This window comes from Methanolobus sp. ZRKC5, assembly GCF_038446525.1.
Classification (GTDB): Archaea; Halobacteriota; Methanosarcinia; order Methanosarcinales; family Methanosarcinaceae; genus Methanolobus.
On record NZ_CP151792.1, the window covers coordinates 2,721,031 to 2,734,563 of the forward strand.

General features: G+C 40.4%; 12 protein-coding genes, 3 tRNA genes and 1 pseudogene. 7 read left to right on the plus strand and 9 right to left on the minus strand.

Features of this window, described 5'->3' with window-relative positions; all coding sequences use genetic code 11:
- Positions 1 to 223: 223 nt before the first annotated feature.
- The 3 genes from WN948_RS13360 (at position 224) to WN948_RS13370 (ending at position 511) form a co-directional block, all read left to right on the plus strand.
- Positions 224 to 300 (plus strand) — tRNA-Val (locus WN948_RS13360).
- A 53-nt stretch (positions 301 to 353) separates the two neighbouring features.
- Positions 354 to 427, plus strand: a tRNA-Phe gene (locus tag WN948_RS13365).
- Between the two features lie 12 nt (positions 428 to 439).
- Positions 440 to 511: transfer RNA gene (locus tag WN948_RS13370), tRNA-Gly, on the plus strand.
- Between the two features lie 274 nt (positions 512 to 785).
- Here WN948_RS13370 and WN948_RS13375 read toward each other — a convergent pair.
- On the minus strand, positions 786 to 992 hold the full coding sequence (locus tag WN948_RS13375) for an MTH865 family protein (protein ID WP_342304679.1): 207 nt from the start codon (positions 990 to 992) through the stop codon (positions 786 to 788).
- Positions 993 to 1,125: 133 nt separating this feature from the next.
- Here WN948_RS13375 and WN948_RS13380 point away from each other — a divergent pair, with 133 nt between their 5' ends.
- Positions 1,126 to 1,935, plus strand: coding sequence for a helix-turn-helix domain-containing protein (locus WN948_RS13380; RefSeq protein WP_342304680.1), 810 nt, complete (start codon positions 1,126 to 1,128; stop codon positions 1,933 to 1,935).
- 162 nt (positions 1,936 to 2,097) lie between these two features.
- On the opposite strand, the gene WN948_RS13385 is transcribed toward WN948_RS13380, so the two are convergent.
- Both WN948_RS13385 and WN948_RS13390 read right to left on the minus strand, forming a co-directional pair.
- The gene (locus WN948_RS13385; RefSeq protein WP_342304681.1) at positions 2,098 to 2,442 is read right to left on the minus strand and encodes an ArsR family transcriptional regulator; all 345 of its coding nucleotides are present in this window, start codon (positions 2,440 to 2,442) and stop codon (positions 2,098 to 2,100) included.
- Positions 2,443 to 2,522: 80 nt separating this feature from the next.
- Positions 2,523 to 3,077 carry a flavodoxin family protein gene (locus WN948_RS13390; protein ID WP_342304682.1) on the minus strand — a complete coding sequence of 185 codons (555 nt, stop codon included), beginning with the start codon at positions 3,075 to 3,077 and terminating at the stop codon, positions 2,523 to 2,525.
- A gap of 102 nt (positions 3,078 to 3,179) precedes the next feature.
- Here WN948_RS13390 and WN948_RS13395 point away from each other — a divergent pair, with 102 nt between their 5' ends.
- From WN948_RS13395 to WN948_RS13405, 3 genes are all read left to right on the plus strand, one after another.
- Complete coding sequence (locus tag WN948_RS13395) at positions 3,180 to 3,404, plus strand: DUF2892 domain-containing protein (protein ID WP_342304683.1); 225 nt, start codon at positions 3,180 to 3,182, stop codon at positions 3,402 to 3,404.
- 94 nt (positions 3,405 to 3,498) lie between these two features.
- The gene (locus tag WN948_RS13400; RefSeq protein ID WP_342304685.1) at positions 3,499 to 4,914 is read left to right on the plus strand and encodes a sodium/glutamate symporter; all 1,416 of its coding nucleotides are present in this window, start codon (positions 3,499 to 3,501) and stop codon (positions 4,912 to 4,914) included.
- Positions 4,915 to 5,075: 161 nt separating this feature from the next.
- Positions 5,076 to 6,824 carry an alpha-amylase family glycosyl hydrolase gene (locus WN948_RS13405; RefSeq protein WP_342304686.1) on the plus strand — a complete coding sequence of 583 codons (1,749 nt, stop codon included), beginning with the start codon at positions 5,076 to 5,078 and terminating at the stop codon, positions 6,822 to 6,824.
- A 29-nt stretch (positions 6,825 to 6,853) separates the two neighbouring features.
- Here the strand turns inward: WN948_RS13405 and WN948_RS13410 are convergent, their stop codons facing one another.
- From WN948_RS13410 to WN948_RS13435, 6 genes and pseudogenes are all read right to left on the minus strand, one after another.
- Positions 6,854 to 7,798, minus strand: coding sequence for an IS5 family transposase (locus WN948_RS13410; RefSeq protein ID WP_342303665.1), 945 nt, complete (start codon positions 7,796 to 7,798; stop codon positions 6,854 to 6,856).
- Between the two features lie 194 nt (positions 7,799 to 7,992).
- Positions 7,993 to 8,091: pseudogene (locus WN948_RS13415) on the minus strand (DUF2149 domain-containing protein); the annotation flags it as partial.
- Positions 8,092 to 8,304: 213 nt separating this feature from the next.
- Positions 8,305 to 10,911 (minus strand): S-layer protein domain-containing protein, encoded by a 2,607-nt coding sequence (locus WN948_RS13420; protein WP_342304687.1) that lies wholly within the window; start codon positions 10,909 to 10,911, stop codon positions 8,305 to 8,307.
- Between the two features lie 186 nt (positions 10,912 to 11,097).
- The gene (locus WN948_RS13425) at positions 11,098 to 11,310 is read right to left on the minus strand and encodes a winged helix-turn-helix domain-containing protein (RefSeq protein WP_342304688.1); all 213 of its coding nucleotides are present in this window, start codon (positions 11,308 to 11,310) and stop codon (positions 11,098 to 11,100) included.
- 18 nt (positions 11,311 to 11,328) lie between these two features.
- On the minus strand, positions 11,329 to 11,508 hold the full coding sequence (locus WN948_RS13430; protein ID WP_342304689.1) for a hypothetical protein: 180 nt from the start codon (positions 11,506 to 11,508) through the stop codon (positions 11,329 to 11,331).
- 66 nt (positions 11,509 to 11,574) lie between these two features.
- A complete protein-coding gene (locus tag WN948_RS13435; protein ID WP_342304690.1) occupies positions 11,575 to 13,527 on the minus strand; it encodes an amylo-alpha-1,6-glucosidase in 1,953 nt (650 codons plus the stop codon).
- Positions 13,528 to 13,533 lie beyond the last annotated feature (6 nt).

Below are 13,533 nucleotides of genomic sequence, written 5' to 3' on the forward strand. Positions count from 1 at the left end.
CCTTTCTTTGCAGATGAGTCTGCAATTAGGGAGTGAATAGTCTCTGAGAATTATTGGAATCTCTGTTCTTTATATGGAAATGACCATGTTGCATCTGTTTACCCAAAAGGTTTATTAGCTATTATGCATTATGAGAGGTGCTGACAAGCGCCAAGGCATGCGGTAATAGCACTAAGTGTTGTTAAGCTGTAAGGCGTTTACAGATATTCGCTAACTGTTCAATGGGCTCGTGGTCTAGCTGGTTATGACGTCGCCTTGACATGGCGGAGGTCCGGAGTTCGACTCTCCGCGGGCCCACCACAAACAGTTAAGTTTAAATCTAAAAGCAGCATTTAGATGCTTCGGGTCATTATGCCCAGGTAGCTCAGTTTGGGAGAGCGCTGCCCTGAAGAGGCAGTTGTCCCCGGTTCGAGTCCGGGTCTGGGCATCTAAGCGAAGCACACCAGTAGTGTAGCGGTTATCACCGGGCGTTGCCAACGCTCGAACCCGGGTTCGAATCCCGGCTGGTGTACTTATCTTTTTACAAGTACATTTTTAAGAAGTATTATTTTGTTATTTAGCTATTGTTTTCTTATTTTAGCCGTGATAAAAGCATTCTATCAGAGTGTTTGTGATTTTGAATTGATGTTGTCAGTAGTCCGTCTGAGGCTCCATCATTATTCCAATATCCTGAAAAAAAGTCTTATTGCCAATACAGAGATTGGTTTTTCAAAAAACATGATCTAGAAATGTGACGACATTGAGCAATGAAAGCCTGCTTTCACAGATGTCCACAATAATGTCCGCTACCTGCTTTGCATTTCTATTGGGAAGTCTTCTGCCGTAAGAAGTTTTCCTGCCTCACCTACAGTTACTTCAACATCTCCTGATTTACATGTGGTATCTGCACCAGCAGGGAATGCTGCAAGCAGATCTTCAGGTGTGTTTATAGGGAATGTTGCATTTGCGAGTACGCCAACGATCTGGGAATGGATTTCTTCTTTTACACTCATATTTTTAAACTCCTTTATGTCGTTTTTATGGTTGAATGTCCTTTGAAGACATTGAACCACATAGAACAATGGTTAGTTATTGATGTATACTGAATAGGCACTGCACTATACTCACTACGCTTGAGTAACTCCCATGACCATTAAAGTCTTATTAGAAACCATTATAAAGCATGCACATAAATTCTCTGTCATGAGTGAAAAATCCGATTCTGAGATTGACGATGTCAAAGTAAAGCTCGATGAAATTCACAGGGATATCAGGACATTTATCGAAGATTCCAATAGGCAGCACCTTGAATCTATTCTGGCCTTTGTCAGAAGTGATTATTCCAATGTCCTGGAAAAACACCTTATTGCCGATACAGAGATTGGGCTTTCAAAGAACATGGTCAAAAAATGTGACCGCCTTGATCAATGCAGGCCTGTTTTCACAAATCTGCTAAAGAAAAATGCCTCACTCATCAAGGAGCCTTCGGTAGATAGTGATCTTATTGATAACAAACGCATTGAACTCAAAACTTTAAGGGAAGGTATGCCTTACAAAAAATGTGATGTCTGTTTCTCAGAAGTATCAGACCTTTTTGAAAAACAAGCAAATCTTATGCAATCCTTGAGGATATATGATACAAAGAATGACAGTAAACAGGACATATCCCAGATTCCCTCACAATCAGTGATCTACGATGTGCTTGACCCTCTCTGCCACCCCAAGAGGTTTGAAATATTAAAAGCAGTCTCTGCTCAGTCAATGAGCTTTTCTTTCCTTTCCAAGCTTACAGGTCTTCGTGGAGGAAACCTTTTGTTCCACCTGCAGAAGCTCTCAGATACCGGAATGATAATCCAGCAACACGAGAGGGGCGATTATATGATAACAGGCAAAGGTTTCAAAGTAATGGAAAGTATCAGTGAGATGTATTCTTTACTTATTCCAGAAGTGAATTGAGCTAATGCAAACCAAATGGTATATACTATTATAATTTATAACCATAAATAAAATATGTTTGAAAATTAAGTAGTTATGATCGAGAAATGGATTTTCAGCATTTTATTGCACTCACTTGCTGATTGAAAATCCAGAATTTTGATCAACAGTTTTTTTACTTGTTTATTTTCCACCAGTTCTAACATTCTCTAAGAATGCCTCCCCTCTGATCGTTAGCTCATAGATGATCTTATCAGGTGAATCGGTCTTAGCAATGTAGAATGAATCTTCCAGCATATCGAGATTAAATCTTGCCTGCATATCATTTAGATGATATGTGTCTTTTATTTGCTCAAGACTTTTTTGACCATCCTTCATAAATTCGATTATTTTCCTGCGTGTAGGGTTTTGAAGGGTTTTCAAAGCAACTGCATGGTCTTCCGAAGGGTTTCGTTTTTTGCCTGCTTCATTCATTTGTTTGATAAGTTTCTGTTTTTTTATGGCGTGTTCATCTAGATTCATACTCATAATTCCTCATGAACATTTATATACTATTTCTTTTGTCACTTACTTTTTACATAAAAATATATGCTGAAGCCGTTTCTAATTTATTCTTTTGACTTCAGGTATTCTGCAATTTTCTGACCCAGTTCTTTTGCAGCAGCGACAGCTTCAGGCTGTTCTTCAAATCTATTTATTCCTGCGGACGCTTTAGTCGCATCCGGACCGAACATCATCTTGATGCCGCTCATATCGCATTCGTCTGCAAATTTGCATCTCACGCAGGGGTTATTGCCAAGGACCCTAACAGAACCTATTGACTCCATCCCTTCCTCCATCATGTAATATGAGATAGCATTGAGGCCGTTATCACATGCAGGTGGCAACATAAAAGAGTCCTTCGGAACTGCACATGTGACCATGGCTCCGCCTGTTTTTCCCTTCATGAATCCATGTAAGTGGCGAAGTGGGTAGAGCCTTTCCATTAATGCTTTTGTACGTGAGTCAAGGGTGGAATATGGTGTAAAACCTGCAATAATAAGAGCATCTGCTTCTTTGGCTTTTTCTGCCAGGGCAATACCCTCGTCTTTTATTACGCAGACATTTGTCTTTACACATCCCAGACAGGCCTTGCAGGGAGCAACGGTATAGGAACTATACAATTCATCAGATTCCTTTATCTGTAAGTTCTTTCATATTTTTCAGTGTCTACTAAACACAAACTTGCAATTATTTCTGTTCTGATCAATAACGGGAGTGAAAATATGGATATAAAAGAACTATTCCTTCAGGAGAACGTTGGGGGCTTGGACCTCATGTTCAGAGCACTTTTCGGGTCGATAGCAATAACTGTTCTGGCACTGGATCTTGTAGGTCCGGGCATCTGGAGCTGGGTGCTTGCTATTATTGCTTTTGCAGGATTGTATACTTCTATTATGCGTCACTGCACGCCATATTATTTTATAGGTTTCAGCACTGCTAAGAAATGATTGGCATTAAAGCAAAAGCGTATATATCGTTCCAGACAAAAATAAGTCGTTGCCTTTTATTCAGATCTTGAAAAGGTAAGTGGAGTTTATCTAAATGTCGGCTGCAATGATTGGAATGAGCTTTCTTGTACTTGGTGTCATCCTGCTTCTTGGGAAATGGATAAGGGTTATGTCACATCCCATCCAAAAGCTCTTCATACCCAGTTCTCTTATCGGGGGATTCCTGGCTTTATTTCTTGGACCTGAGGTCCTGGGTTATTTGATTTCATGGATCGGAGATAGCGGTACATTCCTCTCAGGAGGGATATTTCCAGAAGAGATGCTTGATGCGTGGACCACTTTGCCCGGGATTTTCATAAATATCATATTTGCAACGCTTTTTCTTGGAAAAAAACTACCTGCTATCAAAGATATATGGCTCTTGGCAGGACCACAAATTGCCCACGGACAGACCATAGCATGGGGTCAGTATGTGTTTGGCATATTGGCTGCGATGCTGATACTGAGTCCTTTTTTTGGAATGGACCCGATGGCAGGTGCCCTTATAGAAATATCATTTGAAGGCGGACATGGCACAGCAGCCGGGATGGCCGCAACTTTTGAAGAACTTGGATTTTCAGATGCAACAGACCTTGCACTTGGCCTTGCAACTATGGGCATCCTCTTTGGTGTCATTCTTGGAATCGTACTTTTGAACTATGGTGTAAGGTCAGGAAAAACAAGTGTGTTGAAAGACCAATCCCATATATCCCTTAATGAAACCTATCAGAAAGGTATCATCGATTTTGACTCAAGGGAATCTGCAGGGAAGATAACCACAAGACCAGAATCTATTGAACCTCTTTCACTTCATTTTGCCTATGTGGGCGTTGCTATTGGAATCGGGTATTTGATTCTTCAGGCACTAATATGGATAGAGGCCATCACATGGGGCCAGGCAACGGGAATATATTTGCTTGCCCATGTACCTCTTTTTCCTCTGGCGATGATAGGGGGCATCGTACTGCAGATTTTCCTTGATAAGTTTGACTCGTACCATACTCTGGACAGAGATCTTATGATGAGAATACAGGGATTATCTCTTGACATTCTGATAACCAGTGCAATAGCCACACTGTCACTGACGGTTATTGGAAATAATCTGATACCTTTCCTCATACTTGCCACAGTTGGAATTGGATGGAACTTGATAGCGTTCTTATACCTTGGACCAAAAATGATGCCTTCATACTGGTTCGAAAGGAGTATAGGTAATTTCGGTCAGTCCATGGGAATGACAGCCAGCGGCCTGTTGCTCATGAGAATCGCTGATCCTGCATCAAGTTCTCCTGCCCTTGAGGGATTTGGTTATAAACAACTGTTATTTGAACCCATCGTGGGCGGCGGGATATTTACAGCTGCCTCTGTACCTCTGATATTCTATTTTGGCCCGATGCCGATGCTTATTCTGACCTCGTTTCTCATGTTATTCTGGGCAGGGATAGGGGTCTTCTACTTTGGCCGAAAATAGGATCGGGAAATAACCAAGTATTCAAAATTCAACTAAAAAGGTGAATTTATCATTTAGGTATGTGAAGGCAGAAATGGGTGAGTATAAAGCAAACATTCTGACTTTAAATTCGTGGTGAAAACTCTTATATGGCTCATAAGCGAATAATTCATGGGGATATAATGGGGAATAATGCAATTCGATCAGCTAACGATATAGAGTTTACACCAGATGATAATGTTTTTCCATCTCCTGTTGACTGGAGGGACGTTTTCATTTATTTTTTACTTGTAGACCGATTTGACAATAATGAGGATGGTAATGAGCTATATGATTCATCTATAAAGTCCCAGGAACTTGATATTACTCAAGGCAAGGTATTCCGGGGAGGCAACATAAAAGGTATTAGCAGACGATTGGATTACATCAAAGGTCTGGGTGCCAATGCTATATGGCTCAGTCCTATATTCCGAAACCGGCAGGAAATGGATGATAGTTACCATGGTTATGGTATACAGGATTTTCTCAGGGTTGACGAGAGATTTGGAAGCATGGCAGATCTTCAGGAGCTTGTAAAAGAGGCCCATTGTCGCGATATGTATGTAATTCTGGATATCATAATAAATCACACAGGCGATAACTGGGCGTATCCTGAAGATCATCCGTATTATTACTGGCAAGATGCTCCAGATCCCTTCAAGTTCGGGTACTGGAGATATTCCGGACAAAAAGCAGATACAAAGTCTTTTTTGGGTGAGAATGATGCTGTATGGCCGCGGGAATTACAGGACCCGGAATGCTACAAAAGAAGAGGTCAGATACAGGATTGGAACAATCATGATCAGGCTATAAATGGTGATTTCTTCACGCTGAAAGAACTTGATGTTCGTAAGCCTGAGGTTCTTGATACTCTTATAAAGGTCTATAAATACTGGATAAAAAAGACAGATGTTGACGGATTCAGAATTGATACGGTGAAACATCTGGAATCCAGTTCAACAGCTATTTTCTGTAATTCAATAAAAGAATATGCCAAATCCATCGGCAAACATAATTTCTTCATCTTCGGTGAGATAGTGGGGGATGATTCCACAATACAGAATTACATAGGACGAAACAGTCGTATACCCGGGACTAACGAGCGTTTTCCTTCCCTGGATGCAGCACTGGATTTTCCTCTTTATTTCGTGCTTGAAGAAGTTATTAAAGGCTTTAGTGATCCGGGTATTCTTCGGAACAGGTATGAGGCTTTCAAAAACCTCTATACGGACCATGGTGAAGCAGGCAGATATTTTGTGACATTTGTAGATAATCATGACCAGATGAGTAGGCCCTATAGGCGCTTTATGCATGGAAATAATTTCCATCGACAGGCAGTTCTTGCAATGTCTTATCTCCTCACTAGCCAGGGCATTCCATGCATTTATTATGGAACCGAACAGGGTTTTAGTGGTGGTGGTGACGACGATGCTTGTGTAAGGGAGTGCATGTTTGGAGGTAAATGGGGAGCATTTGGCACAACAGGATATCATTTCTTTGATAACTGGCATCCTATCTATGCTGGCATCTCGGAAGTTGCCAAGACCAGAAAAGCGGAGTCTGCACTGCGCTACGGCAGGCAGTATTTCAGAGAAACATCGGGTAATGGAACTACTTTTACTCTTCCATGTAGTGGTAAATGCACTCTTGCATATTCACGAATACTTGATACAACTGAGATACTAGTAGCTCTAAACCTGGACTCTGAACCACGGGAAGATTACATTGTCGTAGATGGAAACATCAACAATGTTGGTCAGAGAATGATCGATCTTCTTGACCTGGAAAAAGAGTTGAGGATTTCGATATTCCCTCATTTTAGATCATTAAAGTATTCAAACTCAATTATATCCTCTCATTTTTTATCATTTTGTTTAATTTCTCTTCATTAATCCTTATTTTTAGTATAGCTCCCGCTATCCTAAATTACTCCTTTGGTTTTTAGTGTCCTCAATTGATGCAGATTAAAACAAAAAGCTGTCATCAACATTTTTGCATTCACTCTTTCTACAGTTGTAACAAGAACCTTTCTGGTTTTAAATATTTCTTTTGTCACTGCATACACTCTTTCGCAAGGGACTCTTTTCACACTTATTCTTTCATTTCTGAGGATATCCATTATTCCTAAAGGATGTCCTCTTACAGCTCGTTGCATTGTTGCTGCAAAACCTTTTGCTATTGCTCCAAAATATCCTTTATCTCTATACACCACTTCACCCTTTTCAGACAGATCAACCTGTGAATCGTGAAGTGATGCAGTTGTTGTCTCAAATCTTCTGATTAGTTCATAATCCTTATCAATAATTGTATGAAGTTTGTATCCAAAGTGAGATTTACCATTTTTCTTAGTCCAGGTTCCATCTTTGCTTCTTCTTGTTTTCGCATCTTTTCCTCTGAGTACATCTGCTTTTGCATGTCCTGGATCTGAGTGAATAAAAGTTGCATCCTGGATCATTCCTTTTTTAATCTTCAAACCAAGAGCATCAAGCTGATTCTGCATTTCATCCCACACCGCTTTTTCTTTACCATTGTCGATAATTCTCTTCCTGAATGACCAGACAGTTGTACTGTCTGGTACATATTCAGGAAATCCCAGGAATTTCCTAAAGGATATCCTGTCAATACACTGCTTTTCAAGCTCAGCATCAGAAAGACCATGCCATTGTTGCAGAACAAGCATCTTGAACATTACAATAACATCAGCTTCAGGCCGTCCGCCTGAAGCTGTTCTGTTTATGTACATTGACTCCAGAATAGGGCGAAAAGGCTTCCAATCTACTAAATATTCAATTTCAGCAAGCTTATCTCCGACAGATTGGAGACGCTTATATTCTTCATTTAAGGCAAAATCAGTAAAAGAATCCATAATAGTAAATTTGCTTTGCTATTATTTAAATTTTATTGAATTGTATGAGTATTGATGGTAGTTTATCGAAATCCTCAGTTGTTTGTAGAACATTCAGGCTCAAAAAAGATCGTAAAAGTTCCACTTGATGCCCACGGAATCTCTATTCTAAAAAAGGAATGATAAGAGTCCTGTTCATTTCTTTTACTTCGTTTTCAGGCATCTGTTGAATTTCCATCATTTGGGACATACACTATTCTGCCATCAGCCAGTCTATAAGCTGTGCCCAGTGCTTCTCCCGTTCCGCCACCAATCTTCTGTGTGTCGAGAATAATCGATTAGCGTTTTTTCCTTGCAAATTCTGAGGCTAACTCTCCAATAAGTATCATGGAGTAAACTGCTAGTAGTATCAATGTGATAACTATCGGGTACAATAGTCTATATCAAAAAGTAAATGAAATCAATAATTGATAAAAAAGAATATGTACCTGCAGAAAAAGCAGGTACTTTTTGATTCAAGTTTATTTTCAGTTCTTTCTTTCATTCCTGCGTATCAGCAGAGCAACACCCAGCATTGCCATTACTGATGCGATGATACCTGGTGCCGGAATGGAGCTCTTTTCAACTTCCAGGATTGTTGTAGAGCTGCCAACCTGTATTTCATAGGTACCTGCTTCTTCCTGTGAAACACTGAAAGTAACACTGGTCTCTTCTCCTTTATCCAATGATATACTCTTCGAGTCTGCAACGGTTCCGTTAATGAGCAGATTCACATCAGTATCACCTGCTGTGGTGCCTGTGTTCATAACATCAACTGTAACTGTGGCCTCTTCTCCGGTCTTCACCAGAAGAGGTGTGACCTGCAAATTGGAGTATGAGAACTTTGCTGTCAATTCAAGAACCTCAAGGTTTAGTTCAGCCTCAAGGTACTCATCTGATGAAGAGGTCAGCTTATGCATTCCTGTTTCCTTTACAGTGTATGTAAGCATGCCATCAGAATCTGTGCTGCCTATGAGCTTATTGTCGTAGTAGATCTGTACATCTTCAACAGGGTCACCGCCTATAGCCGTGATCACTGAGATAGTTACTGTATTTTGCTCAACGACTGTTTCTGGAGGTACTTCTATAACCAGTTTCCTGCTTGCATCCTCAGGTGATATTACTTCGACTTTTTTACTTGCAGACACAAATCCTTCCTTTTCAGCAGCAACGGTGAAGAAGCCTACAGTTTCCGGGGAGTAGGATATCATTCCGCCAGTCGATGTCTGTCCGATTTCCTCATTACCGAACATTACAACGGCGTTATTAACGGCTGCGCCCCTTGAAGTAACTTCAATCTCTATTTCTGTATCCTGCTCAATTACAGCAGGCAATTCTATGGAAAGTGATTCGGATGGTAGTGTGGATACTTCTACAAATGGATAGTAACGGACATCACCGGAATCTGCAACATTAAATGCGATATTTCCCATGATCTCGATAACATTTCCTCTTGTAAGTGATATCGAGTCTTCATTTTCTAGGACTATCTCATCTGATGAGAAGCTGGTAACTTCCATCTCTCCGAACTTTTCGTTGTCTGCTATTTCAACCATGTCCTCTGATATCTGGAAAATACCTTCAACAAATATGGCATTTGTTTCGGTTCCTCTGAATATCTCATCAAAATGAACAACTATAACTGGTACATCATCGGTTGTTCCAATATCTTTCTCGTAGACGTAATCGTCATCAGAGGAAACAATTCCCGTGTCAATATCATCTCCATTTTGTGCAAGATTTACCATTACACTGCTGCCGTCAAGATCGACTTCAACTATGTATAGCTCATACCCGTCTTCCAGTATCAGTGATGAACCTGAGTAAAGGGACGTCTTACTGTCATCGTCAATAAGCACCTTTGAGAGTTTACCGTCGGAAAGCAGGCTTACATCATCTGTAAATTCATTGTCCGGGTATCCGGCAAAGTATTTCTCTGCAAGGAAACCGACAACCTGGAACTCTCCCCAGTCATCATATTCAAAGCTGACATCCAATGGTACACTTCTGTAAACAAGGTCTCCATCATCGATGCTTCTGCCGCCAAGATCCTTTATCTCAAGGGATTCGGTTCCCACACCTTCATCAATATTGTAATAGAATCCTTCGAAGTTCAGCGGTGTCCATTCGAACTCTTCATTTTCCGCAACTGTACCCCTGAGTTCATATGTGCCTGGTTCTGACATGTCCACCATCGGTCCGAACCTCAGTGTGTTGTCATCCGCAACCAGGAACTTCAATTTACCCATAATACTGATCGTGTCGCCTCTTCCAAGACTGATGGAATCTGTATTTTCCATTGTGATCATATCTGAGCCAAGAGCCTGGATCTCCATCTTTCCGAACTCATCACCGGATTCAACATCTACGTAGTCCTCTGATATCTGGAATGTTCCTTCAACAAACACTGCATTTGTTTCGGTTCCCTGGAAGATATTGTTGAAATGGACTGCTATTATTGGTACATCGTCGTCAGTTCCAAGGTCAGTCTCATATACATAATCATCATCCGAAGACACAATATCCGTGTCCAGCTCCTCACCGTCTTTTTCCAGGGTTACAAGGACACTGTTCCCATTCATATCAACTTCTACTATATTCAATTCATATCCTTCTTCAAGTATCAGTGAAGACCCTGAAAAAAGAGAGATTTCTTCGTCATCATCAAGCAGGACTTTTGTGAGTTTTCCGTCAGATATCAGACTTACCCTATCTTTCGCAAATTCTGTGTCATCGGTGTAACCGGCAAAATATCTCTCTGCCATAAATCCAATCACCTGATAGGAACCCCAGTCACCCTGCTCAAAATCAGTATCTATGGGGGTTGTTATGTATTCTAGGTCTCCATCACCTACACTTCTGTCATTGTTACTGTCCAGTTTTATGGTGAGTGTTTCAGATCCTTCTCCAGAATCAAGGTCAAAATAGAATCCTGAATAACTCATTGCTGTCCAAGTATATTCAAGAGAGAGGTTTTCATCTGCATCCCATATACGATTTCCAGTGCTGTTGTTTGCAGCCATGGCTGTGCTTGAAAGTATAATCATAAATATTATTGATATAACAGATAAATTCAAAATTTTTCGATTCTTCATATTTATCATCCCCATAGTTCTGTTTCTTTTGCATTTTTACAAAGCATTTGAATGTTAAAATTGCACTATATATTAATTTACTCTTAAAAAATTAAACAATTGCATCTATTGCTGACCTTTCATATTGTACATCAGCATCAGTGGTAGGTACTAATATATGTATGCCCGGAAAAAAGATTGCCAGTTTCACTTTAAACTTAAAGACCAGGAATTTCCGTTCTTGGTCATGCAGATCTTGTCTTCTCTTGCTAGCCATCCTATGGCCATAAAAGCTACCTGCGAATCAAAACCATTTTCTTTGAGATGATTCTTCAAGTTTGCCATATTCGATTCCCCACTATCGAGCAACCTGTAAATACAACCTGCCGCTTCACCAATGTTTAAACACATTTCTTCCATTTTATCACTTCATGTAATTCAATTGTAAACATGAACCGTGTTTCTGGCAATGTTGTCCCAGCTATATTCTATTTTAACCAGATTATCTGATAACTCGGTTACATGAGGAGCCAGCCCGCCGATTTTTGCAGAATGAAGACTCTCCCATGAGAACATTGCAATTCTCAATGATTCTGTTTTTCCACTTACTTCTATCAATAAATAAACCCAAAAACCCGATAATAAAAACGAATTGAACTTTCATAAAGATTGCGAATGAATATCTTAATGTCTCTGCAAAATATTTTCGGCATAGCAACGTATTATTTCCGCCACACTCCATGCCTGTGATACACACCCACCGGGTTCGTGTGGCATATCACCGTCAAATACCTCTGATATCGTATCGACACATGCTTCATCCATGTGTTTTTCTATCGAATGCAAAAATCCCACAAGCTTGTCTTTCAGATCAGGCATATTCTTGTACACTTTTGCATAAGCCGTTACATAAGGACCAAGTAGCCAGGGCCATACAGTACCGTTGTGATAGACAGCATCCCTGTCTTCAGGATTCCCTCTGTAAAGGCCTGAATACCTGATATCATGTGGTGACAGTGTCCTTAGTCCATAAGGTGTCAGCAATTCTTCCGTGGTCACGTCAACAATACCTTTTTCCATTTCATGTGAAAGCATCGTATGAGGGAGAGATACTGCTAGTATCTGGTTTGGCCTAACGGAGGCATCCTTTTCTGTGATGTTCCCTAAATCTGAAATGCAGTCATAAAGGCAATTATTTTCATCGTTCCAGAATTTTTCTCTAAAACTTTTTTTTGTGAGTGCTGCAATTTCATTATAAGCAGAAACGTCGATTCCAAGTCGTTTTCCTATTTTTATTGCATACATCAGTGCATTGTACCAGAGAGCATTAATCTCACACGCTTTTCCATTTCTTGGTGTAACTTCCCAGTTTCCTATCTTTGCATCCATCCAGGTAAGCTGTCCTGCATGTTCTATCAGGCCGTCATCATCCATTTTGATATCATAGGCAGTTCCAGATTGATAGTGATTCAGTATACTTTCGATGGTAGGCCACATTCTTTCCGCAAAGTCAATATCATCAATATAATCCAGGTATCTCCCAACGGCATGGACAAACCACAGGGATGCGTCCACAGTGTTGTATACAGGTGATTCAGATGCATTTTCCGGGAACAGATTGGGTATAAGCCCATCTTTACAGTGAGCTGCAAAAGTAGAAAGTATGGATCTTGCGTCACTAAATCTTCCAGTTGCAAGCGTAAGGCCCGAAAGTGATATCATTGTATCCCTTCCCCAGTCTGCGAACCAGTGATAACCGGCAATAATTGATCTTGATCCTGTTGATCTTCGTTCAACTACGAAAGAGTCACCTGCAATAGTGAGTTTTCGTAAGAAAACATCCTCTTTTATGGTTTTCTTTACAAGCTCTTCTTTTCGTTTTTCTTCATTCTTGAAAAGTTCCAGTACTTTTTCCATATCCCAGTCTTTATCCATCTTAGTCGATGCCAGGATGAAACAGGAAATATCAGTGTCATTTATTTCCAGGTCGAAGTATCCCGGATTAAAGTTATCTTCAATGTGAGGATATCCTCTTGAAAGTTCCACTTCGTATTCAAAATTGTAGTACCAATGTTCATCAGCTTCGTAAGGCAGGTCAGAGCATATCTGGAATGAAGAATCTCCGCAGGTAAGTATAGTTCCTCCTGAGAATGTTTCTTGTCTGAAGGAAAGTCCTTTTGCATTGGTCATATGGTGAATAGACCTGTTATTTACAAGTGGCAGTATCCTGAAAATTCCATGTTCGCCTGAAGGATTGTTAATTTCATACTTTACGACAGTGGTGTTTTCACCATGTATCATCATAATTTGTTTTTTAATCTTCATCCCGGCTACACTATACAGAAAAGCAGGGTGAGGGTTCGAAATGAAGTTTTCAAGATATTCGTTGCCGTGGGGATAAACAACGTCCTGATATTTATGGACTGCAAGTTTATGGATATTATCTCCAATGATCAATTCCTCATCAAGGGATGAAAGCAGTAGTTTCCTATCAACAGGAGGGTTCATTGAGGCTACCAGCAGACCGTGGTATTTACGTGTGTTCGCCCCGATAATTGTGGAGGAAGCATATCCTCCAAGGCCATTGCTAATAATCCATTCCTTGCCTGTTCCTGTTATATAGTCTGCGTAGTTCATAGTGGC